General features: G+C 34.0%; 25 protein-coding genes. 3 read left to right on the top strand and 22 right to left on the bottom strand.

The window, feature by feature from the left end; translation table 11 throughout:
* Window positions 1–122 precede the first annotated feature (122 nt).
* Both B0A80_RS18675 and B0A80_RS18670 read left to right on the top strand, forming a co-directional pair.
* On the top strand, window positions 123–1,334 hold the full coding sequence (locus B0A80_RS18675; protein ID WP_089078285.1) for a cell surface protein: 1,212 nt from the start codon (window positions 123–125) through the stop codon (window positions 1,332–1,334).
* A 24-nt stretch (window positions 1,335–1,358) separates the two neighbouring features.
* Window positions 1,359–3,623, top strand: a complete 2,265-nt coding sequence (locus B0A80_RS18670) for a T9SS type A sorting domain-containing protein (RefSeq protein WP_233430782.1) — start codon at window positions 1,359–1,361, stop codon at window positions 3,621–3,623.
* A 261-nt stretch (window positions 3,624–3,884) separates the two neighbouring features.
* Here B0A80_RS18670 and B0A80_RS18665 read toward each other — a convergent pair whose 3' ends face one another.
* The 22 genes from B0A80_RS18665 to B0A80_RS18555 form a co-directional block, all read right to left on the bottom strand.
* Window positions 3,885–4,568: a hypothetical protein gene (locus tag B0A80_RS18665; protein WP_089078283.1), complete on the bottom strand. Its 684-nt coding sequence runs from the start codon at window positions 4,566–4,568 to the stop codon at window positions 3,885–3,887.
* A gap of 10 nt (window positions 4,569–4,578) precedes the next feature.
* Window positions 4,579–5,850 carry a hypothetical protein gene (locus B0A80_RS18660; protein ID WP_089078282.1) on the bottom strand — a complete coding sequence of 424 codons (1,272 nt, stop codon included), beginning with the start codon at window positions 5,848–5,850 and terminating at the stop codon, window positions 4,579–4,581.
* Window positions 5,851–5,892: 42 nt separating this feature from the next.
* Complete coding sequence (locus B0A80_RS18655; protein WP_233430781.1) at window positions 5,893–6,366, bottom strand: phage holin family protein; 474 nt, start codon at window positions 6,364–6,366, stop codon at window positions 5,893–5,895.
* Between the two features lie 15 nt (window positions 6,367–6,381).
* Window positions 6,382–6,846, bottom strand: a complete 465-nt coding sequence (locus B0A80_RS18650) for a hypothetical protein (protein ID WP_070907341.1) — start codon at window positions 6,844–6,846, stop codon at window positions 6,382–6,384.
* A 74-nt stretch (window positions 6,847–6,920) separates the two neighbouring features.
* The gene (locus B0A80_RS18645) at window positions 6,921–9,167 is read right to left on the bottom strand and encodes a fibronectin type III domain-containing protein (RefSeq protein ID WP_089078281.1); all 2,247 of its coding nucleotides are present in this window, start codon (window positions 9,165–9,167) and stop codon (window positions 6,921–6,923) included.
* A gap of 84 nt (window positions 9,168–9,251) precedes the next feature.
* Complete coding sequence (locus tag B0A80_RS18640; protein ID WP_089078280.1) at window positions 9,252–9,917, bottom strand: hypothetical protein; 666 nt, start codon at window positions 9,915–9,917, stop codon at window positions 9,252–9,254.
* Window positions 9,918–9,932: 15 nt separating this feature from the next.
* Window positions 9,933–10,922 carry a hypothetical protein gene (locus B0A80_RS18635; protein ID WP_070907338.1) on the bottom strand — a complete coding sequence of 330 codons (990 nt, stop codon included), beginning with the start codon at window positions 10,920–10,922 and terminating at the stop codon, window positions 9,933–9,935.
* Between the two features lie 195 nt (window positions 10,923–11,117).
* The gene (locus B0A80_RS18630; protein WP_017498015.1) at window positions 11,118–11,420 is read right to left on the bottom strand and encodes a hypothetical protein; all 303 of its coding nucleotides are present in this window, start codon (window positions 11,418–11,420) and stop codon (window positions 11,118–11,120) included.
* On the bottom strand, window positions 11,407–11,694 hold the full coding sequence (locus B0A80_RS18625) for a hypothetical protein (protein ID WP_070907337.1): 288 nt from the start codon (window positions 11,692–11,694) through the stop codon (window positions 11,407–11,409). Before B0A80_RS18625 ends, B0A80_RS18630 begins: the two co-directional genes overlap by 14 nt.
* A gap of 221 nt (window positions 11,695–11,915) precedes the next feature.
* Entirely contained in the window at window positions 11,916–12,248 is a 333-nt protein-coding gene (locus B0A80_RS18620) for a hypothetical protein (RefSeq protein WP_089078279.1), read from the bottom strand.
* A 4-nt stretch (window positions 12,249–12,252) separates the two neighbouring features.
* Window positions 12,253–12,723, bottom strand: coding sequence for a hypothetical protein (locus B0A80_RS18615; RefSeq protein ID WP_089078278.1), 471 nt, complete (start codon window positions 12,721–12,723; stop codon window positions 12,253–12,255).
* 5 nt (window positions 12,724–12,728) lie between these two features.
* On the bottom strand, window positions 12,729–13,211 hold the full coding sequence (locus B0A80_RS18610) for a M15 family metallopeptidase (RefSeq protein ID WP_070907334.1): 483 nt from the start codon (window positions 13,209–13,211) through the stop codon (window positions 12,729–12,731).
* Window positions 13,212–13,599: 388 nt separating this feature from the next.
* Window positions 13,600–13,905, bottom strand: a complete 306-nt coding sequence (locus tag B0A80_RS18605; protein ID WP_070907333.1) for a hypothetical protein — start codon at window positions 13,903–13,905, stop codon at window positions 13,600–13,602.
* A gap of 430 nt (window positions 13,906–14,335) precedes the next feature.
* Window positions 14,336–14,647, bottom strand: a complete 312-nt coding sequence (locus tag B0A80_RS18595) for a hypothetical protein (protein WP_017498022.1) — start codon at window positions 14,645–14,647, stop codon at window positions 14,336–14,338.
* Between the two features lie 196 nt (window positions 14,648–14,843).
* Window positions 14,844–15,329: a hypothetical protein gene (locus tag B0A80_RS18590; protein WP_070907331.1), complete on the bottom strand. Its 486-nt coding sequence runs from the start codon at window positions 15,327–15,329 to the stop codon at window positions 14,844–14,846.
* Window positions 15,330–15,475: 146 nt separating this feature from the next.
* Window positions 15,476–15,973: a hypothetical protein gene (locus B0A80_RS18585; RefSeq protein ID WP_070907330.1), complete on the bottom strand. Its 498-nt coding sequence runs from the start codon at window positions 15,971–15,973 to the stop codon at window positions 15,476–15,478.
* Window positions 15,974–15,983: 10 nt separating this feature from the next.
* Window positions 15,984–16,856: a hypothetical protein gene (locus B0A80_RS18580; protein WP_089078277.1), complete on the bottom strand. Its 873-nt coding sequence runs from the start codon at window positions 16,854–16,856 to the stop codon at window positions 15,984–15,986.
* A 38-nt stretch (window positions 16,857–16,894) separates the two neighbouring features.
* Window positions 16,895–17,239 (bottom strand): hypothetical protein, encoded by a 345-nt coding sequence (locus B0A80_RS18575; protein WP_089078276.1) that lies wholly within the window; start codon window positions 17,237–17,239, stop codon window positions 16,895–16,897.
* A 250-nt stretch (window positions 17,240–17,489) separates the two neighbouring features.
* The gene (locus tag B0A80_RS18570; protein ID WP_089078275.1) at window positions 17,490–17,915 is read right to left on the bottom strand and encodes a hypothetical protein; all 426 of its coding nucleotides are present in this window, start codon (window positions 17,913–17,915) and stop codon (window positions 17,490–17,492) included.
* A 138-nt stretch (window positions 17,916–18,053) separates the two neighbouring features.
* Entirely contained in the window at window positions 18,054–19,385 is a 1,332-nt protein-coding gene (locus B0A80_RS18565) for a DUF2586 domain-containing protein (protein WP_089078274.1), read from the bottom strand.
* A 287-nt stretch (window positions 19,386–19,672) separates the two neighbouring features.
* A complete protein-coding gene (locus B0A80_RS18560; protein WP_017498028.1) occupies window positions 19,673–19,852 on the bottom strand; it encodes a hypothetical protein in 180 nt (59 codons plus the stop codon).
* A gap of 96 nt (window positions 19,853–19,948) precedes the next feature.
* Window positions 19,949–20,524, bottom strand: coding sequence for a hypothetical protein (locus B0A80_RS18555; protein WP_017498029.1), 576 nt, complete (start codon window positions 20,522–20,524; stop codon window positions 19,949–19,951).
* Between the two features lie 264 nt (window positions 20,525–20,788).
* Here B0A80_RS18555 and B0A80_RS18550 point away from each other — a divergent pair, with 264 nt between their 5' ends.
* A complete protein-coding gene (locus B0A80_RS18550; RefSeq protein WP_233430780.1) occupies window positions 20,789–21,610 on the top strand; it encodes an XRE family transcriptional regulator in 822 nt (273 codons plus the stop codon).
* Window positions 21,611–21,655 lie beyond the last annotated feature (45 nt).

Raw genomic sequence — 21,655 nt, 5'->3', positions numbered from 1 at the left:
AAAGAGTAAAGAGTAAAGAGTGAAGAGTGAAGAGTGAAGAATTAGATGTTACGCTCACTGGAAATTTATTTTGTTGTACCTCAGCAATCATGTGTCATTAAAGAATAAAAATAAAAAAAAATATGAAAAGAGTCCCTTTTGCACTTTTAAAGAGTACGCTAGTATTAACCCTCTTACTCGGATTTATTTCCTGTGGAACCGATCGGGAAGATGATTCTGGAAATCAAAATCAGGGAGAAGTATTAAAAGAATCCTATACGATAGATCGTTTTAAAGTGCTCAATATTGATTTAAAATTAAATAGTAATTCAAAATTAACCTGGAGTATTAAAGATTCAGTGATCTCAGAAAGCCTTCAACTGGATTTTATCAGTCCGTATGCAAAGAATTACCCCTTAACGTTAAAAGTGGAGACCAATGGTGTTGTAAAAACATTCCAATCGATTATCAACGTAACAAAAGAGACCGGAAATTATAGTAAGTACATCTCTAATGTATTGGAATTTCGTCCCGGAGTCGGTCAGTTTACCAATGAACTTCCCTTATACGCACCGGGAAATACCGAAAGTAATTTGATCAATGCCGCAAAAAAGTCACTTGTTGGTTCTAATGCCAGCATGATATCCTTAGGCGGATTTGGAGGCTATGTTGTATTTGGTTTTGATCATACGATTCCAAACATGAATGGCCGTGATTTTAAAATTTTAGGAAATGCATTTTGGGCTAATGACACAAAGGAAACTCGTTCAGGTTCTTGTGAACCCGGAATTATTCTGGTGGCTTACGATAAAAATAAAAATGGGAAACCTGACGAGGACGAATGGTACGAAATAGCCGGAAGTGAATATTTTAAAAGTACTACCGTGAAGAACTATAGTGTGACTTATTTCAAACCGGATCCTAACAAACCGGCTGTTGCAGGTCAGGATTTTTGGCAGACTGATGTGCAGTACATTAAATGGGAAGACAATCAGGGGAATTCAGGATATAAAACTAAAAATGGATTTCACGAACAAAGCTATTATCCGCTATGGATTTCGGAGGCTTCTTATATCTTGAAAGGAACCCGAATTAAAGATAATTTTTATGATCAAAGTGGTACCGGAAACTATTGGGTAGGCACAGGATTTGATTTTGGTTATGCCGATAATGCGCCCAATAGCGACGAAGGTTCGAATATGGACATTTCCTGGGCGGTAGACAAAAACGGAAAATACGTAAAACTTCCCGGAATAGATTTCGTCAAAATACATACCGCAATCAATCAGGAAGCAGGCTGGCTGGGAGAAGTTTCTACAGATGTTGCCGGAGCTTATGACCTGTATCTCAAATAATGAAAAATTAAAATTAAATTGAATATGAAGAAAAATTACTTGTTATTATTGATGTTCCTTTCTGTCGTTTTTATGCGTGGGCAGGTAGTATTGGAGGGCACAATTCTAAATAATAATAAACAAACAGCAGCGAAAAATAAAATTGCTAAAAACACGACTGCTGTGACAACCTTTGATGATATTAAATATTGGATAGGTACCGGCTCTAATCGGGCGGCATTTGTGGTGCAGTGGAATGATGGTAAAAATACCGATGCTTTAGTCTGGGGATTCAGATGGGAGGGTACCGCCACAGGAGAAGACATGTTGAAAGCCATACTAAAGGCAGATCGTCGTTTTTTCGCTCTCTTGTATAAAGGAACACAAACAGGATCTTCCGTAGGAGGATTGGGTTTTGATCTGAATGGAATTAAAACGATCGGACTTTATAAAGGCACAGATTATACTTATCCTCTTTATCCAACAAATGGTTTTGTGAATACAGCTGCCTATGATTTTGACAGCTACACAGCAATTGATACAAACGATCACTGGCAATCCGGATGGACAAATGGAGAATGGACGTATTGGGGGAAAAATCCTGCCGATGCTGATTTTACTGCCGTAAGTACAGGGGCATCTGGTCGTATTCTGCAAAATGATTCCTGGGATGTTTGGAATTACGCACCGTCTAAAAATGGGCTTCCTATTGCCGGAACTTTTACTCCGGTTGCACCTTATGCAGAAGCAACAGATTTTACGAATGGATTTTTTATGGTAAACGAAGACTGGTTCGGACATACCAATGGTTCTGTGAATTTTATTAATAAAGACGGAAGTACTAATTACCGAATTTACAGTATAGCGAACAACAATGAAACCTTTGGCGTGACCACTTGTTATGGAACAATTTACGGAGATAATTTTTATTTTATTTCCAAACAGGCAGCAAGTGGAGGAGATCAAAATTTTAGTCCAGGCGGAAGATTGGTTGTTGCCAATGCAAAAACCATGAAAAAAATTGCCGGATTTGCAAACATTGGTGCAGATGGACGTTCGTTTGTTGGAGTAAATGAAAATACAGGATATATCGGTACTTCAAAAGGTATTTATCTTTTTGATATTGCTAATCTGAAAGTGGGGAGTTTATTAGCAGGCACAGGTACTGCAGGACAGATCGGCAATATGATTCGTACGTCTCAGTATGTATTTGCAGTAACACAAAGTGGAGGAATGCTGATAATTGATCCTGCTACTAATACTTTGATTAAGACTATTACCGGTAAATTCCACTCAGTAGTTCAGGCCAAAGACGGAAGTGTATGGGGAATTCAGGATCAAAAGCTAATCAATATTAATGCAACAACTTTTACGGCAATCGAATATGCAATTCCAACAACTAAATACTTAGGTTCTTGGGGAGCCTGGAACGCGGGAAGTTTTACTTATAGCACTCAGGAGAATACTTTGTTTTGGATAAACGCTATCAGTTCTTTTACTTCAGGAACAAAAATTGTAAAATTTGATATTACTTCAAAAACCTTTAATGAGAATTTTGCAACGATTCCTGGTCAGACAGATGCTTTTAAACAAATTCCTTATGGTGCCGCCCTACGTATTGATCCGGTTTCAGATGAGCTGATTCTCAATACTACAGAAAACGGGTTTGGAGCACATTTTCAGAAAAACTGGGTTCATACTTTTGATCGTACAGGAAATTTAATTCAGACAAGAGTTTTAGACGATTACTATTGGTTTCCCGGAACGACCGTTTTTCCGGATAATGCAGCACCTGTAGTGAGCAATACTCTGCCATCGGAAGTTTCGGTAAAAGAACCAACTGTAATCGATTTAAAAAACATTGTCTCGGATACTGATAACTTGTCGGCAGCGATCGTGAAATCTGTAAAATCAGTTAGTGATACAGAGGTGGTTTCGGCCGTAATAAATGTGAATGACGAATTGGTTCTGACTCCAAAAACTCAGGGTACTGCAACAGTGGTGGTTCGTTTTAATTCCAATGGTAAACTGATTGAAAAATCAATCACCGTAAATACAACAACCAATTTAGGTACCGGTGAGTTTACGAAATTAGAATTGGCAGTTTATCCAAACCCGGTTTCAGATGTATTGAACATTAGAACGGAAGACGAAGTGTTGAATGTAACAGTCTATGATATTTCGGGTAAATCGATTAACACTCAATTCAATAACAATCAGATTAACGTTAGTGATTTTACCAATGGAATGTACATTATCAATATAGTAACCGATAAAGCGAACTATGTGCAGAAATTTATTAAGAAGTAAAATGTAAAATGTAAAAAGTGTTTCAAAAGCCCTCTTGCTGTTTTGTAAGAGGGCTATTTATTTGAAGTTCAATATTTAACTAGTAGTAACTTCATTAATGATTTTATAAAAATATCTCTATGATTGTTTTCTTAATATCTGTTGGAAAGTATATTAGAATCAGAAATTAATTGTTGTAGGGTAAAAAGAGAGGTAACAATAATCCAGTAGAAAAACTTTCAGTGCTAAAAACAAAGATATAAATATTAATAATGTTACGATTTATTGTAAAATCGATATTATTAGTTCTTTGGCCGTCATAGACTCCATTCCAAAAACTTCATTATTAAAAAATGTTAGAATGCTCGGATCGGTTTCTGTTTCAAGTGCCAGGAGAAGATTTTCTTTAAAACCTATTTGTAAATAAGTTTGATAGAGAAGGCCATATTTAGAATGTAATATGGTATGCAAATCTGGATTTTGTGAGTTTAGCCATTCATCCGCTGCATAACGTTCTTCTTTTAAAATTTTTCTTTGCTTTTGACTGGAAAAACCTTTAATTGTTTCTGTGCCATCACCTAAAAAAATAGGTTGTAGTGAAAAGTAGTATGGTTGTAGACACTTAGTGTACGCAATCTGTCCACACCAATTAAAATAGCAAATTTCCTTACGTAGTCCTTTGAAAATTTTCGAGTATGATATTCCTTTATAGATGAAATCTTCATATATTTTAGTATAATTAATACGAATAGCTTCGCGATTTGATTTGTCAAAGTATGATTTAGAGACTTTAACACCTTTCATATTGTAATGTGGTTCTTTTGCATACAAGAAAGGTAAACAATCAAAGCTAATATCTGTCAAAGTATTGGCTTGTGTTTTAAACTTGTTAAGATAATGTTCCAATATAATTTCAGCTTTGCTACCTTCAGATGCAGGAATGAATTCTATATCTATTAGTTCCATAATTTTTAATTTATGCTGTTTCGATGTATTTGATGTTTGATATGTCCATACTTGATAGGTCTAAACTAATTCTCATGTTTTCTGACATAGTTTCAAAGTCACTTACTATCAAAATCAGTTCGCCATTATCTTTATAAAGAGAAATTAAAGAACCTACTTTCCTTATTTCTATTGTTTTGTTTAGATCTATTGATCTAATTGCTCGCAATTCATTAGAATTACCAGTGTAAACGTATAAGTTGTTTATCATTCTTAGACTCAACAATGTATTTGTAGCACTTTTTATCCTAAGATATGAATTACCTCCGGAAAAAGGATCAAAAGAACTTTGTACATACTTAAAACTAATTCTCCAATTCTTAGTGTAATTAACTGGAGGTAGCCAATAAGCAAGAGCATTAATTTGCGGAGCTGTTACTTTTGGATAATCACCAACTGTTACATCTATATTTGATTTAGACTGCCAGTCAGATTCTACAGGTGTAAAAACGGTACCCAATACAATCAATAGCGCATCCGGGAAAGTTTGAGATATACCATTGTTTAGCGTAACATCAAAATTACCTTCTGTGTTACCAGTAGTTACATTCAAGTGATATTCGTTATCACTTATAAATGTTTTATAATTTACGGTTTGCCCCTCAAGAGAAATTGTCATATTTGGTGTAAAGAAAGAGCCTTTTAATATAATGTTTCCAGTAGTCGCTGGCAAATAACTATCCGGTATTAATTCTTCTAAATAAGGAGGAGGGGCAACTGGAATTGTAACTAATTTTAAGTATCCATTAGAATCTGTTGTCAAAACTTTATTTATTGAAATTTGACCATCGTTTCGGGTATTTGGATAACCTTCAAGTTTTAAATTTGATGCACTCAGATTTGGTATTGCATTAAATAAATCTTGTGCAGTTCCTTGGTAGCTTCCTTTATCCAATTTTGCAGCAAAACCTTCATTCACTTTGCTTATGTCGTAGTAATTCTCAAGCAAATTTTGTTCTACAGAATCAATATCATTTTTTAAATGTTGCGCTGTTCCGTTGTAATCGCCTTTGTCTAATTTTTTTTCAAAGGCTGCAAGATGAGCATTATCGTCTGTGATATGAGCGTGAAACTGAGATTGATCCGTTTTTGCGTCTAAAGTTGTGGTCAAATTAGAAATAGAGGCCTGTGGAATCTGCTCATCTTTATGCCAAAAGCTTAACCATGTAGCGTGGAATTGCTTTTGTGTAGGCTTTGATCTGGTTTTGAACCAGCTCAGAATAGTATTTATATTTGTTGCCATTATAATTTGTTTTATTTTTTTTCTGCTTAAAAGTGTATTGGATTATTCTTCAACATGGTATCTGGGGTCAATTGTAATCAAAATTCTCTTGAAAAGTTGTATCAAACGATTTCTGATCGACTTCAAAATCAAAGTCATGGCATCGAAATTCTCTACTTCTTTTTTTGTTTTTATCGCTATTATATTGCTGATGATTGAAATGCCATCGCTTACGATCAGTAAATCCATTACAATGGTGACAAACCATTTGAAGTTGTAATTGAGTCCTTTGCTCATTAAGGCCAGAGCTGTTGGAATCAACAATACGGCCAGTTTGGATACAAATCCCAGAGCCAGTTTTTTAAAGCTAAAAGGATTATTCAATACAATGGTTTTGACAATGCCTAAAAAAGTATCCAATACCATTAAATAAAACAGCACTTTCACAATTTCTGCATCCATTTCCAGGTAAATAAAAATTCCATAAAGCAATAATTTTAATTCATTTGAATATTCTGTAATTCTATGCATCATCATAGGTTTAGGGTTGAATTAATCTTCTACTATAGACTTTTTGGCGTGATCAAAATCAATTACGCCAAGCAGGTTGGTAAATCTCTTTCCGAAAACGGATAAGGTATTGTCTCTTTCGTTTTCGCCTAAATTGTCGCTGATCGTTTCCTGAACAACGCCAAATTTATGGACGGAATTGCTCGCAATAAAGTTGTCGTTCAATAAGGCCCCGGCGACCATATTTCCTGAGATATCAATACTTAAGCTGAGTTTTCTTAAATAATTTAGAAAGCCTTTCCATTTGATGGCGGCATAGATAAAAGAAATGGGGTAAACGCCAAAAGAGCAGATTAAGGCAAATGTAAAGAGGATCCATTCGGTGTAATGTTTTTTCGAAATAAAAAGGATTGGTAGTATAAGGATGGCTACTTGTGCCGTGATCAGGATGGTTATAAAAAGCCACAGCAATGCCAAAGCGGTAAAAATAAATTTTACAATTTTCATAGCGTTAGTTTAGGTTAAAAAGGAGAGATGAGGAATCTTTTGGGGGATATATTCCCCCAAAAGAGTAATAAGGTTTATTCTAGTGGATCAACTTTTGTATTGTGAGCAACGATTCCTGAAATAACATAATTGTCTACATTTTCGACATCCAGAAGAGCTACTTCAAGAGGTTCTTCTTTGAATACAATCGATTCAATAGGTATGGTTTTTCCGAGTTTGTCAATCAATAACATCGTTTGCTGTACATTTTTAGCACGTGTCCATTTTAGATTTTCACCATCTTCAGTTACCAAAAGTGGATGTTCTCCAGTAACTTTAATTGTGGTATCTGGGGTTTTAATTTCATAATAATTGGGTTGGATACTTGTCCTTTTATCAGTTACAGTTACCTCCGCCTTGGCGGCTTCATTTAATTTTCCGTTCCATGTCATATAATCGCCCTCAGACTCGTCAATCTCATTTGGGAAGGAGAATCCCTGGAGTTTATCACCAATGACAATATTTTTTAGCTTTTTGGTTTGCCCTGATGCCATTGTTACAGGAGATTCTATATAGAAACAGTTAGGATCATACGGGGGTACAATTTTACTAGTTTCTTCACTAAATTGAGACTCATTCCCATCTTCACCTAATGCTTGTACTTTGTAATAATAGGTATATACTTTCTGATTTCCACCATAATAGTCTGTTTGACTGGTAGATTTTATGTCAGCAAATTCTGCGGGAGTATCATCAGTTTTGTCTGCTATTCGTCTAATTAATCTATAACTAATAGGGGTGTAACTTTCTATACGATTCCATTTAATAACAACCTCATTGCCTTGGATTTCAATGGGTAAAAGGGTTGGCACAGGAATTGCCTTAGGAGTAACTTTAGTAATTGCACTGCCATCTGAAATATTTCCTGCGGCATCTTTTGCAAAAACTTTAAAAGTATAGGATTTTTCCGGAGTTAAATTAGTAGCAATATATTTATCAACGTCGCCTAGTGAAATATAGTCACCCTCGTCTATAGATACTAAGTAGTCAGTTACCGCTACATTGTCAGTGGCTTTTGTCCAGCCTAGAGATATACTTGAACTGGTAACTTTTGTTACGGTTAGATTTGTTGGAGGCGTTGGTTTTGTTGTATCTCTTGGCAGCCCTGTATACTCGATGAAGTGAACTACGCTATAAGGATTTAGAAGAGAGAAAGCTTTGCCTTCTCCACTTGGACCAGTTTTATAAACATCAGATATTTTTTCATCATTATTACGTGAGCCGCTTAATGTTGGCATGTCAGTTGTCCCACCTCCATCAATAGGTAAACCATGACTATGTGGAGGCATTTCTTCAATTAGTAAGGTTTTATTTTTTTCACCACTTTGCTTTTCAATTCGATTGAATTCTGACTGAGTGAGATCAAATCCTACAGGCATTCTTCCTCTCAAAGGAGCATATTCTTGCCAGCCTTCGGGAATTTCAGCAGCAGGTCGTCCCCAAATGGCAATCATTCCTTTTGGTATGGGGGATTCAACTGGTTTTTTCTCTTCTAATTTTGCAACACGCTCAAGTAAACGACTGATTAAGGTATTGCTTTTAATAACCTGATTTGAACTGTCCAGTACTAATATAGAACCATCAGGATTTTCCTTGCCGGTCTGCTTTAAATATACTTTTCCCTCTACCGTTAGATTTCCGGTCATGGCTTTTGAGCCGTCTATAGGAAGATATTCTTTTTTAATATTGATGACGTCTGACTTAAGATTAGTAACGTCTGTTTTGATACCGGGAAAATATTTATTAATTTCTGCAATATCATCAGTTGCTTTTAGAATTTTTTCTTTATTTGCATCAATTTGATCCTGAAGTGTTTTCAAAATACGTTCGACAGCAGGAATATCTTTAATCGTTCTAAAATCTTTCAACTGATAATATCTTACTTTTAGGTCATCTGTGTCAATTTCAGGAGTTGCTTTACCAGCAGTATATTCTGGTAATTCAATATACACGGCTTCAAAATCAAAATAAGCAGTTTGAGATCTTCCTGTTCCGTAAACCAGGTTTGTGCCTGTTCGAATTGTTTTTAGATAGCCTGTTACAGTCGTATTTCGGATAGGATATAAAACTCCTTCTTTTAAAAAATCCTTTTCATCATGTACTATAGCCCAACCGTCTCTATTGGCTGTTGGTTCGGCGATAATACAATTTTCACCGATTGCAACGCCAAAATGCGCTTTTAAAGCTCCAAATAACTCCGTTCTGTAGGCGTTCTGAAGTCTTTCTAAAGTTTCCTGTTCAAGAGGAAAACCTCCTTCATGGCTAAAATTTATTTGTTTCATTTTTTATTTGTTTTAACGTATGTTGTTTATTTGTTTTAATGTCATTGATTTAGTTAATCGTCAATAGTTTTTTGGAGCGATTTTTTAATCCATGATTTCCTGTACATAACTATAGCTTTCGTAGCTTTTTCCGGCCAGTTTATAGAAATTGAGTAAGTTGTGGTATGCGGTGTCAGTTACCTGAATAGCGGTAGTTTTTGACAACTCTACGTCTTTATTAGGCAGTATTTCTATAGTTCCGCTTTTTATTAAGTGTTTAGGTATAAATACCCTAAAATTGGCATAATTTACTTTAGTATAATCTTTGCGATGTGCGAGATAAACAGGTTTGTTGTCTCTGTTTTTAAGCTCATTATTATTAAAAATGTTTAATTGCGGAATCATTAAAGCTCCTTTTTTTACCTTTTTGTCGGGCAAAGTAATATCCGGTTCGTAGTATTCTTTGTGGAGATAGACATATTGAATAGCGGGCTTGATAGATTCATCGATGTAAATTAGTTCTTCTAATCGCTTTTGTTCCATACTTAGGTTGGGATCGTAATTTTTTGTGGGATTAAAAGCGTCGTTGAGTACTTTTTCCAGATAAATGACCTGCCCTGTATGCTGCATTTTGTATAATATCTCTTCATAAATCGTACGAAGAGGAGCCAGTAAAACATTGAGCCATTCGAGATGCGTTTTTTTTCTGACAACCGGCGGAATGAGCCATAATAGTAGCTTTTCCCATTTTAAAACAGTGTATTTATTCATAGTATTGGTATTAGGCTATTGTTTGTCTCGGTAAAATGTATAAGGAATATAATTTACCTGTATCTCTAGGGCATCCAGATCAAAATAGCCTGAGTTAGGGATAAAGTATTCCGTTTTAGTAACATCTTCTAAAGGAGGGCTTAGTTGGTCATTTGGATTTTTAGCCCAGCTGGTTTCGACTTTATTTACAACTGGGATTTTAATGCCCGGCGTATTCTGCAAAGCATCGACAAAATAGGTTTTTACAAAAGCGCCATTAAACTCAATACTTTTTAAATGCTCTTTGACAGCATCTTGTACAGGAAATATCTTTTCGTTCAGAATCAATGAACCATTTTTTGGATTTGCAGGATTTGCCGGATCAATATAGATGTTCAAAGGATCAACATAAACGGTTAAGTTTAATTTTAGGATATCACCGTTATCAGAAGAGATATGAATATGGTTTCCTGCATCTTTAATTTTTGCCATATATTCTTTGAAGGCGTAGAGTTCATTAGGAACATCAATTCTCGAGATTTTATCGCCTTTTACCGTGGCTACTTTTAAAAATACTACCCCCACTTTGTTACGGAAGTAGTCCGAAAAAATAGTTTCGCGGTCTTTCTTTTGTGTAGGATCGAGTACTGTTTCCAGATCAATTTCGCTTACTGCGCAATGTTTGATTATTTTTAATTTTTCGATTTCTGTTTCGTCAAGACCTGTAGTGTCAAACTGATACGAACCATCTTTCCAGAGGAATGGTATTTTGCTGTTGGAATCAGAGGTTGAAGTAAGTCCGTAATGAAAATTTAAGGCTTGGCTTCTGTACCAGTTTAAGGTATGCGGTCTTGAGATCAGCGCATTTTTTTCTACTATTTTTTCGTGAATCCAGATAGCGGTGGCGACTATGTTGATCCAAAGTTTCCAAATAGCAGTTTTTGAATCTGTTAAGTTGTTTAAGGAAGATTGCTTTCCTTTCTCAATCAGAATTTCGTTCTGTATTTCAGCAATTGTACGTGCCATATTTTAATTTTTTGAAATAGTTTAGCCTGTAAGACATGTGTAATATGCTTAGAGATAATTGTTTATGTTATTTGTAAATACTACAGAGAAGTAGTTTTTTTTAGAGACTTCTAAAAGGAGAAATGAATAGGTCTTTTTGTTTGATAATCTGAACTTTTGTGCTGTTTTTCAGATTGTTATGGCCTAAAAAAGTTGCTAATAAATGATAAAATCGTCTTCAATAATCATATAATCGATTCCGGAGAAATTATCCAGTAAATACTGTTCTTCTTCTGTAATAGCTGTGGCAGGCTTTAAGTTTCGGGTATTGTAATATTCTACAATATCTTTTTTGAAAGCTTCGCGGCCTATTTTTAAATCTTCATAAACAGAAAGGTCTTCTGTAAGGTTAAATCTGTCGTTGTCGTCTAAAAGGTCGAATACTTTTTCAATACTTCCGTATTCCTGTAAAGAGACATCAAAAATGTTTTGATTTTCTTGTGGTTTAATAGTTTCCATCGATTTTAATGTTTTGTAAATCGTTGACATCTAGTTTTTTTACGTGAAAGTTGTCATACGATAATTGTTTGTCTATTTCGTTTTCCAGTCTTAACCTGGAGGTTGCATCCGGGCTATTAATGTATTTTTTTATTCCTACTCCAAGAATAGGAAACTCTTTATAACTTCCTTTTTGACTTAGCAATAGATGTTCTATGTTTTGCTGATCTGCATTTTTAATGGAGAAATCTCCATTGGTGATTAACAAGTCATCTTCTATGATAAAATCTCTCATATGTAGTTACTTTTTGTTTTTTTGTTAATGAATAGCTCCTTTGAATCTGCGCGCCATATTCAAAAAATGCCCTTTATTTGATACTGTAAAAATACGTCCGAATTTGTCTTTTACCAAGATTTTGAGGCTTGCGAATCAGTAGTTTCAGTAAGTTGATTATTGGTTTTAAGTTGTTGATTTTTAGCATTTTGGTTTTTATTTTTTTGAGGAAACACAAAGATTTAACCCCGTGGGATAACCAGATCAAGAAGTACTTTAAAAATCATTTTTAGAATGTTGTTTTTAATAGCATTCAGTTTTATTTTTGATATTCCGGTTGCTTGAAGCGTTTGAAATTCCATTAAATTGAATTGACTTTTTAACAGCCATTCTAAATCTTCTTCGGTTAGATTTCCGGAGGAGAAAAGAAAGAACCAGCGTTCCAATTTCTCTCTGGAGATTTCTAAAAAAGTGTTCAGATCTTTCTCCAGTTCGAATTTGTTATCCTTATAACTTTCTGTTATAATAATTTTGAGTTTACTTTTTAATTGATCTAGTAATGTATCGTTATGCATCGTTTCAGGTATTGCTGTTGATTAAATATAAAAGAGCATCTTTTGACTCTTTATCTTTTTTGGCTTCGTATTGAATCAGTAAATCGAGAGCTTGCAAAACTTGTTTTTCAGATTCTTGTATAAAAGCTGGAGATAAAATTCCTTTTGTTTCCCATCGTTTGAAAAAACCGGCCAAAAGATTCTTTTCTTTATCGTTTAGCATTTTCCACATCGAAAAAGTGATTTCGTTATGGAGTTTATTTTTTTCATATTCAGTCAACTTTTCAATGTCAAGGAATAAAGCGTTTATTTCGACTTTATGAACCGTATATGGGGTAGTAGCTTTCTCCATTAGTTTAATGGTTTCGACTTTTACTGCAATTGTTTTTTGATAAGAATAAAGGTCGAATGGAGCTGTTTTTATGGAAGTACAGGAGGTAATGGTAAAAGTCAGAACAAGTAGGAGAGCTGTATGTTTTAATTTAAAAGGTTTCATCTGCGTTATTTGTATAAGATTACATAGTTTTTTCGGTCACGCTTTAATTTGCTAAGCACCTTCCAATCGCTGTACCCTTTTTTGTCAAAGTGTGGAAGATCTTTAAAAGTTTTCCAGTCTCCGCCCCAGTTCCAGTTGTATTTTTTAAAAATTTCGACACATTCCTGCCAGTCCGAAATTTGGTCGTTGTCCCAGTCTTTTACGGTATCCCAGGAAGCGGTTTTGCCGTCGATAATTAAACAGATATCGACTGCAAAGCCATAATTGTGAATGGATTGGCCTCCTTTAGCGTTCGTTACTTTTTTTCCGGGTTTGGTGCGGCCAAAAGCATAAAGATCCTCCTGCTCCTGAAAAGTTCTGAGACTTTGTGTAATGCGAACTTTTGCCCTTCCGGTTAAAGCCAGATTACATTCTTCGATGATTTTGGCCATTTCTTCCCTGACTGAAGGATGTAATAAATCAATGTGTTTTTTTGTAGTTTGATCCATATGTATTGGTATTAATGATTTTAGATTTTGAGCATAAAAATCCTGTCCCGACTGTTTAGAAAAATGGTCAGAGTATTTTTTATCGATAAAATGATACTGGTATTAAAACTTATTTACGATTAAAAACGGATCGTTGGATAAATTCTGAAGATGTATTTTTTATGTTTTTTGAGAAAAGAATTTAATCTCAAGAGCACTGTGGAAATACTCTGAAACGGTGTGTTGTGGAAATATTATAACTTTGTTAATCAGTGATTTAAGTGGAGGTGGTTATGCGTTTTAGTACTTTGTTTTGTAGACAAAAATGAAAATAAATGATAAAAAAACACCCGTTTTTCTAGTCTAGAGAACGGGTTCTTAATAGATTGAAAATTGAATTTTTAATGTATTAATAAGAACCGTCAGCTTCAATATATCCCGCCTTTTTCATTATATAAAGCAGTTCTAATGTTTCGGCATCAAAATAAGCAAAGCAAGACATGCCTTCAAATAATGAAATAATTTCACCATTTTCATCATATTCGATTTTATCTTCTGTTTGAAAATCTACAATATAGATTTCTTTGTCGTTTCCATCTCTTAATTTTTTGAATTCTTTATTCCAGCAATTTATTCCAATATCTTTATCGTACGAAATCTTTGTTTTCTCCAGCCAGTTTTTTAGTTTTTCAATTATTTGTTCTTTTGTGGTCATAGATTATTTTATTGTTTTATGCACAATTTATGAATCATACATTGGTCAAGATTGAATTATCTTCAGAAGAATAAATAAGCTTTCTTTAGAATTTTATTCTAGAAATGAATCAAAATAGAAAAACATTTTGCACAAAAGTGTTAAATTGATCACAAATAGAATAAAAGAAAAAATCGTATAAGTTTTAGTTTTGAAAATTTTTAGAAATATGTAAAATGAATATCCGAAAAGCAGGCATGTAATTATGTATAACATTTTTAAGAAAGCGACAGTATCTCCATCAATTACAATATAACTTTCTTCATTGATTTTATACGGATCAATAATATAGCTGAAGAGAAAAAGAAAAACTCCAATAAAGAATAGAACTTTTGTTATAGTTTTCATTGTTTTATTAATGAGGAAAATTAAAAAAATGCATTGGTTTTACTTAATAAGAACCGTCAACCTCAATATATCCCGCCTTTTTCATTATATAAAGCAGTTCTAACGTTTCAGCATCAAAATAGGCAAAGCAATACATTCCTTCGAAAAAAGAAACTACTTCGCCTTTTTCATTATACTCTATATTGGTGCTTTTTGTTTTAAATGATACTATGTAAACTTCTTTTGCTATTCCATCTCTCAATTCTTTTAATTCTTTATCCCAGCAATTCAAGGGGATACGCTCATCATACGATATGACTTTTGTTTTTGTTAACCATGTTTTTAGTTTTTCAATTATTTGTTCTTCTGTTGTCATGATTTATTTTCAGCAGTAAAGGTTTAAAAATCTTCTATTAAAGGAATAAATTTATTAAAAATCCGGCTAAATAAAGAAAGGTAAAAGATTAGTCTTGAGAGATGATTAGACTGAAACTGTTCTAAATTCAGGAAGGTTAGATAAGAAAACAAATGATACTGAATTTACAGTTCGATTTTAATAATATGTAAAAGACTTAATATTTAAAGACTACTGTATAGTCCTGTTCAGTCCATTCTTTTTTAAGCATTAGTATCATAATATCCACAACATGAATCATATCATCTGTATATATAGGACCTGTCCATTCTACTTCAGTTTGTGGCCAATCTTTTATATCTTGCATTTTATTGAGCTTTTCAGGAAGTATCTTTTCTCCTTCATTTTGTATTAGTTTTTTTGCTAATTCAAAGACTTCAATGATTTTATTTTCTTTTTCGGGTAAGAATGCTAAATAATCTTCTAGTAAAAGAACCATTCTTCTTTGTAGATGTCCCTTTCTGATTTCGTCAAAGTCTTCAAAAATTTCTAAATACCAATCTGGTTTATCCTGTAGTGTAATTTGTTCAAATGCCGTTACAATAAAGGCACAAATAATTTCAAACGTAAATTCGCCAATCCAAAATCCTTTTTTTTCTTCGTAATTTATATATGTTGTGCTTGGCATACTGCGAGCTGTCATTGATTAAAAAATGATCTCAAATTGATGGCTAAAGATTTATATTTAGAGTTTGAACTATAAAAAAAGCCAATATTTGCAATATTATAAATAGTACTCGTTTTTTTTGACTTTGAAAAATGAGGATTAAGAGACTATTTCAAATCGTTTTACATTACTTTTTTTAAGTTTTTTAGGTCTTTATCGAGAATAAAAACACTAGGCATCAACATATTAAAAGAGCTATTAGTAATTAAAACGTTTTTATTCTTTTTGTATACGGAACCACAAGAACTTTCACAATCTATACGGTATAATTTACTGTCTTTTTTATCGAAAATCAAATAAGAACCGTAGACATTTGTGGTTACCAGATTCTTTTTTTCTTTGAGAATAAATGAGGGAATTTGAACATAAATGTTAAACTCACTGGATATACTTATTGGTATGATGCAATATTCTGCTTTTGTACTGGAATCTTTGTAGAGATCTAAAATTTTGTTTGATGTAAATTTATCAAATGAATCTTTTCCTAAATAAAATGAAGCTCTATTGGATTCCGAAATATTAGTTTCTGAAACTCCATTAAGAGATTTTAAGATACCGTGGAAGGAAGTTTGTGAATAGGAAGATAAAACAACGATGAAGTAAAAAAACAATAATTTCATACAATTAATTTTAAAATGAGACGATTCCGGATTTGTTAATTTTTATATTATTTAATAATATTGGAGGTTCATCTTTGCGATCAGCTTGGTAGAGTTTTCCTCCTCGTGTTGTAATAGTATTTCTATCGAAAAGATTCGCTGGGGTATAATTTGCTATACCCTTTTTATTTTTATTTAATACAAATCTTGTTGAAGTTAATTCATTACTGCCATACAAATTTACAGTGTTTCCAGTTAATGTGTGCAGATTGTTAAAAAAAATATCACTATCAGCAGTATTGCAACTTTGCAAATAGAAATTGCCTTTTGGCTTAATTTGTTTTATTATACTTACAAGCGCGTTGACATCGTCTTGATTTTTAGTATTAGTTCCGGTAATGCTGTTAGATAAATCTTTTTCTCCAATATGACTACGGTTGTTGTTATCCGCAGACATATAAGTTCCTACCGAAAGTACTTCTCCATTTTTGTTCAAATAACGTTCTGGGCCGCCGTGAGTTTCTAAAAGGATATTATCTGCTATTGTTCCTCTCAAATAGTTAATTAATTGCGTATTTGCTTCCCGAATATTAGAAGCATAAATTCCTTTCCATCCGGATTTTTCCATAGATGTGAATTCCACGATTTCTCGGTTTTGATCGCCTACTTGAGTTCCGTCATAGTCTAAGGCTATGTAGATGTTCTTATAGATAGGGATGACTTTTTTAGTTTTCTTCTTTTTCTTTTTCTTTTTGGACCATTCTTCAACAAACATGTTTATTTTAGAAGTATTTTCATCATCCTCAATTTGCTGCCTCCAAATGCCAAGCATAATTTGTCTAAAGCGAATCATTTCGGTTTCGCTAGTATCTTTTAGTAATATAGTATGGTTTTTAACAATCATGATGGTAAGGTTTTGCAGGAGGATAATAAAGATGCTTGTTATAAAATTTCGACTTTAACAGGTTTCGGTTGGATATGATCTGAAAATGCAGTAGTGATATTGAGACGTAAATCGTCTTCTTGTTCAATTTTGGCATCACCGCCCAGATAACAGTTTTTAAAAAGAACTTCCAGCGCTTTAAATTCATCCATTTTGGATGCTTGTAAAACGGCAGCACGAATACTCATATCGGGTTTTTTGAAATACGCAAACAGTGTAGTTTCGTCATCGTCGGCAATGGTGAGTTTAACTACTTTTTTATGTTTGTACTTCCACTGGTTGAGCTGCGCCTGGGTAATATTTCCGTCCAGGATATCGACAGTTTTGGTGTTAGTTGTTTCCATTTTAAGAACTTGTTTTGGATTGAAAAATAGGCTACCTGAGCTGCATTTCAGGATGAAAATGCTCAGGCAGCCTGTGAAGTAGATAATTACCTGTCCGAAAACGGACTCGCTAAGAGCTGTAGAAATAATTTGCGGACAGAAATCATGTTGCTTTTGAACTTCTTTTCTGCATAACGCTATAAGATTGGGTTTCTCTTTTGAGTCGGTTTTTTAGACAGGAATTAGTAAGGTTAAGGAGTATTGCTAATGGTTAGTTCCATTCGATATGAGAGCAGATTAAGTCAAAAGAAACCGCAATTTTAGTATCTCCCTGACTAATTCCTCTACTGTTGGAGTTGAATTCACAGTTTCTTACCGTGTGAGTAATTACGTCGTTGCTGTCATCCAAATAACTTACAATGATGCTGAACGGATTAATATCCTGCAATCTTTGTCCTTTTGGTAAAGCGGCCAGAATAGCTTCTACCTCATAATTGTATAAGGTGATAGAAGCTTTTGCCTCATATTTTCCTCTACCTCTGTGCACAGGCATATCGCCGGCTCCGTAGTGGTTTTCTTTTGATACTGAGTCGCTATAGTTGACAGCGGTAATACCGGTAACAATGTTGCCTGCGATACTTACTTCAATTGATGACCAGCTGTGTTGTTGTCCGTTAATTAGGGGTAACTTATTCATATGTTTCTTGATTTTTTATTTTATAATTCTGATAACACTCCAGGCCTATCATCGGATTCAATCACTATTTGAGACGATTGAAAGACGACAATATCCTGATGAGATTTTATTGTTTTTGAGAGATAAGAAAAGCTTAAATTATGCTTTATCGATTCCGAAAGGATTTTTGAATCCTAAATCAACTTTAATTTTACGGGCGGTTCCTATTGGAGTAATTTCGGCTTTCACTTTTAATTCTGAAGTTGCTAAAATGTTTTGTTTTGGATCTACATACACATCAAAAGCAGACACTTCCTGATTCGCTACCATTCCCTCTAAGGCACTTCTGCATAATCCTTCGAAACTTTTTGAAACCGATTGCGGTAATTTACCATCGATGTCCACTAAAACCGGAGAAGCTAATTTTGGTAGTAAAGCGGCACGTAACAAACGGGTTGCTTTATTGATCGTACGGTTGTTTTCGATATAAGCATAGTCAGATGTACCTGTCGTGCAAGTGTGGCTGTCGTTGAAATAAATTCCGGCTAAACCTGTGTGTGTTTGGGTAAAGATGTATCTTTTTTCATTTAAAGTTCTTAAATCTGCAAGTGATTTGATTTTCTGACCTCCAATGAATCCTGCTTTAGAAAAACCTTCACCGGTAAGATTGAATTTTTCGATCCAGGCGATGTTCTCTGATACTTTAGCTTTCGAAATAGCGCCTAATGCTAATCCAACTGCAGCAGTATTTTTGTAAACGTCTTTGAATGTAAACTCAAGCCTCTCTCTATCGTCGTTATTGCTGCCATCGGTTTTCTCTACCTTGTAAAGATTAGACGAATTTGCTACGGCTACTAATTTTTCGTTAAGAGCTAAAGTGTAAAGTTTGTCATCTTTTGGGGTAGCACCTTTCATAAACAATTTTTGCTCAAAAGCTTTTTCGGGATCCATAGCTACTACTACCGATACATTTTCAGCATTTAATTCCGTCATATTTGTGGCTGTGTCAACATCAAAGCCTTTTCCTTCCAGAATAATTTCAAAAGGCATAAAGTCTTTATAGCCAAGAGCAGTTTGAGTTTTCGCTTTTGTTACTGCAGCTTTTGTTTCCGTAAATGCTGTTTCACCACTAAAAATTACTGCAAGTTGACGAATATTGCCATTTGCCTGCTCTTGCATATTCATTGCTTTTTCAACGATAGCAGAATATGAAGGAGCTGTGGTGGCCATAATGTATAAATCTCCGGACGGATTCATTCTGAAAAATTGTTGAATTTGGTAGTAGGCCGATTGTCCGTTTACATCATAATCAGCTGTAATTCCTAATGCTTCGGCATCTTCTAATGAAGCCAGACGTTTTACTTGATCTAATGCTAATTTTTCAGTCGAAACTCCATCAAAAAGTAATCCAGAAACCATGTCCTGCTCCGGATTTCTTCTTCCTAATCCGCCTGATAATTTGGTAATTACTACATCGTTTAATGTACTCATAATATAAAATGTTTAAATGTTTAAAATTTGTTTTTTGCTTAAAAAAGGGCAAAAAGAGACCTGTGACAAGTTGTTAAACTTCTCGTTTTTAGTTAATTGTTATTTTTAAAATAGTATTCGTAATCTAAGACTCAAAAAGTAGCAAAGATGCTTTTTGGAGGTCAATACAAGTAGGTTTGTTATCTTAGATTAGAAGTGAATTTGTGGTCTGCCGGCGAGTACAAATTTAAGGCTCAAAGGGTGTTTTTCCAATTTTTTGAATGGTCAAAGCCAGTAGTTTCAGTCTATTAAGCGCTGGCTTCCAAAGAAAGACCTTCATTGATAATCGTATAGATGGTACGCTCCGTTAAGAACAAAGTATCCGAAAGTTCCGAAACCACAACTTTCATTTGTTTAGCCTGATTTCTATTTAGATAATTAATAACATATTCTCTTCTTTTGTCTAATAGTGTTCTGCTTCTTTTCATTTGTGGAGTTTTAAGGGTAAGGATTAATTTTGTTTTTGGTAAGGTGCTGCTTAATGATCTGATTGGAATTAACTTTCTTAAATTGCCGACTGGATTTTAGGGAGTGGTATCTAAATCTATAGCGCCTTTAACTTGGTTTGGATTTATGGAGATGATATCAGAGGTTAAATTGTATCCTAAGTCTTCCAGAGCTTCGTTGCTTAATCCGTTATTAAAGAGGATGTATTTCTTTTTTAAGGTATTTTCGATCAATGTGGTTTTGTAAGTGATCTCCCAAATAAAATAATCATTTTTATTCCAATAAGTATGTTCGTTTGTACATTGTTTTTCCCTTATTTTGAATGTTGAATTGGTATCAATATGCGTATTACTGTTGTTTTTAGATAATACCGCTTTGTCTATACGCTGTGCAAGATTAAATGCATTTGCGTAACTTGTTGATGAAATAGTGTCTACCGGTAATACAATATACAGGCAAAAAGATACATCGGCCTTATAGTTTTTTTCAGAGGATGTTTCCCAGTTGATGTTGTCGTATTTAAACATTACGATCGGTGTTTCGATTGATGTTTTAAAAATAGCATCACTATAAAGTTGTACTGTTGGCGCATCAGAGGTAAACTCTGATTGAATTGCGTTTTTTTTCTCGTTATAAAAATCTTTTAAAATCATATGATGGATTATTTTTTGACAAATATACAACATATGTTTTAATAAATGCAACATATTACAGTTTAAAATGCAATAGTTTCAGTAATATGATTTGTGTTTTTTTACTTTGTATTCGAGCAATACGATAGGAAACAACTCTCAAATGTCTTTATATTCGGTAGTTATATGAAAAAAAGTTTAAAAAATGCGATTATTCATTTTATATTATTTAGTTTTGCAACATATAGTGGAATGTGTATAGGGGGGTAAAACATATTACATATAATGAGCAAATACAACTACAACATGGAAATACATGCTAAAATAAAACGTATTATAGACGAATTGAAGTTAAACAATAACTCATTCGCAAAGTTAATAGGAGTAACCAGTACTACAATAGATAGTATCACGATTGGAAGATTGCAATCTGATGGAGAAAGAAAAAGAACAAAACCTGGTTTTGATTTACTCCAAAGTATTATTACCCATTGCAATGTAAATCCGGAGTATTTTTTTGGAGCAAGCGATGAAATTTTTGTTCAGAAAACCAATGATGCGGTTGGTTTAAATTTGCCGAAAATTATAACGGTAAATGAAGACGGAGAGGAAAACATCAATTTTGTTGGCGTTAAAGCACGTGCGGGGTACCTGGACGGTTATTCAGATCCGGAGTATATGGAAACCCTGCCTTCGTTCAGTATGCCGATGCTAAAGAATGGAACCTACAGGTGTTTTGAAATCAAAGGAAATTCGATGTCGACAACCATACACGATGGGGATTATCTTTTTGGGAAATATGTCGATAATTTTGATGACATCTTAGACGGAAGAATTTATGTGATCATCAGTAAGAACGACGGGGTAGTAGTAAAAAGGGTTTTAAACCGAATTAGGGAAAGTGGAAAATTAATCCTTAAATCGGATAACAGAGACGGAAATTACCCAATGTATTCTATTTATGCCGAAGATATTCTGGAAGTTTGGTATGCAAGTATGTATGCGTCTAAACAAATGCCGGATCCTGTTAATATCTATGAAAAGATTCATGATCTCGAAAGCAAATTCTATGAAATGGAGGAAACCTTAAGAAAAAAGCTGAATTAAACTAAAAAAGAGAAAATTTCAGATTATCTGAAATTTTCTCTTTTT

Source organism: Flavobacterium tructae (genome assembly GCF_002217475.1).
Taxonomy (GTDB): Bacteria; Bacteroidota; Bacteroidia; order Flavobacteriales; family Flavobacteriaceae; genus Flavobacterium; species Flavobacterium tructae.
This window is presented reverse-complemented; position numbering and strand designations above follow the sequence as displayed.

Excerpts from the sequence above, each read along its gene's own strand:
- B0A80_RS18675 (WP_089078285.1), top strand. The coding sequence starts at position 123 with ATGAAAAGAGTCCCTTTTGCACTTTTAAAGAGTACGCTAGTATTAACC.
- B0A80_RS18670 (WP_233430782.1), top strand. The coding sequence starts at position 1,359 with ATGAAGAAAAATTACTTGTTATTATTGATGTTCCTTTCTGTCGTTTTT.
- B0A80_RS18665 (WP_089078283.1), bottom strand. The coding sequence starts at position 4,568 with ATGGAACTAATAGATATAGAATTCATTCCTGCATCTGAAGGTAGCAAA.
- B0A80_RS18660 (WP_089078282.1), bottom strand. The coding sequence starts at position 5,850 with ATGGCAACAAATATAAATACTATTCTGAGCTGGTTCAAAACCAGATCA.
- B0A80_RS18655 (WP_233430781.1), bottom strand. The coding sequence starts at position 6,366 with ATGATGATGCATAGAATTACAGAATATTCAAATGAATTAAAATTATTG.
- B0A80_RS18650 (WP_070907341.1), bottom strand. The coding sequence starts at position 6,846 with ATGAAAATTGTAAAATTTATTTTTACCGCTTTGGCATTGCTGTGGCTT.
- B0A80_RS18645 (WP_089078281.1), bottom strand. The coding sequence starts at position 9,167 with ATGAAACAAATAAATTTTAGCCATGAAGGAGGTTTTCCTCTTGAACAG.
- B0A80_RS18640 (WP_089078280.1), bottom strand. The coding sequence starts at position 9,917 with ATGAATAAATACACTGTTTTAAAATGGGAAAAGCTACTATTATGGCTC.
- B0A80_RS18635 (WP_070907338.1), bottom strand. The coding sequence starts at position 10,922 with ATGGCACGTACAATTGCTGAAATACAGAACGAAATTCTGATTGAGAAA.
- B0A80_RS18630 (WP_017498015.1), bottom strand. The coding sequence starts at position 11,420 with ATGGAAACTATTAAACCACAAGAAAATCAAAACATTTTTGATGTCTCT.
- B0A80_RS18625 (WP_070907337.1), bottom strand. The coding sequence starts at position 11,694 with ATGAGAGATTTTATCATAGAAGATGACTTGTTAATCACCAATGGAGAT.
- B0A80_RS18620 (WP_089078279.1), bottom strand. The coding sequence starts at position 12,248 with ATGCATAACGATACATTACTAGATCAATTAAAAAGTAAACTCAAAATT.
- B0A80_RS18615 (WP_089078278.1), bottom strand. The coding sequence starts at position 12,723 with ATGAAACCTTTTAAATTAAAACATACAGCTCTCCTACTTGTTCTGACT.
- B0A80_RS18610 (WP_070907334.1), bottom strand. The coding sequence starts at position 13,211 with ATGGATCAAACTACAAAAAAACACATTGATTTATTACATCCTTCAGTC.
- B0A80_RS18605 (WP_070907333.1), bottom strand. The coding sequence starts at position 13,905 with ATGACCACAAAAGAACAAATAATTGAAAAACTAAAAAACTGGCTGGAG.
- B0A80_RS18595 (WP_017498022.1), bottom strand. The coding sequence starts at position 14,647 with ATGACAACAGAAGAACAAATAATTGAAAAACTAAAAACATGGTTAACA.
- B0A80_RS18590 (WP_070907331.1), bottom strand. The coding sequence starts at position 15,329 with ATGACAGCTCGCAGTATGCCAAGCACAACATATATAAATTACGAAGAA.
- B0A80_RS18585 (WP_070907330.1), bottom strand. The coding sequence starts at position 15,973 with ATGAAATTATTGTTTTTTTACTTCATCGTTGTTTTATCTTCCTATTCA.
- B0A80_RS18580 (WP_089078277.1), bottom strand. The coding sequence starts at position 16,856 with ATGATTGTTAAAAACCATACTATATTACTAAAAGATACTAGCGAAACC.
- B0A80_RS18575 (WP_089078276.1), bottom strand. The coding sequence starts at position 17,239 with ATGGAAACAACTAACACCAAAACTGTCGATATCCTGGACGGAAATATT.
- B0A80_RS18570 (WP_089078275.1), bottom strand. The coding sequence starts at position 17,915 with ATGAATAAGTTACCCCTAATTAACGGACAACAACACAGCTGGTCATCA.
- B0A80_RS18565 (WP_089078274.1), bottom strand. The coding sequence starts at position 19,385 with ATGAGTACATTAAACGATGTAGTAATTACCAAATTATCAGGCGGATTA.
- B0A80_RS18560 (WP_017498028.1), bottom strand. The coding sequence starts at position 19,852 with ATGAAAAGAAGCAGAACACTATTAGACAAAAGAAGAGAATATGTTATT.
- B0A80_RS18555 (WP_017498029.1), bottom strand. The coding sequence starts at position 20,524 with ATGATTTTAAAAGATTTTTATAACGAGAAAAAAAACGCAATTCAATCA.
- B0A80_RS18550 (WP_233430780.1), top strand. The coding sequence starts at position 20,789 with ATGAGCAAATACAACTACAACATGGAAATACATGCTAAAATAAAACGT.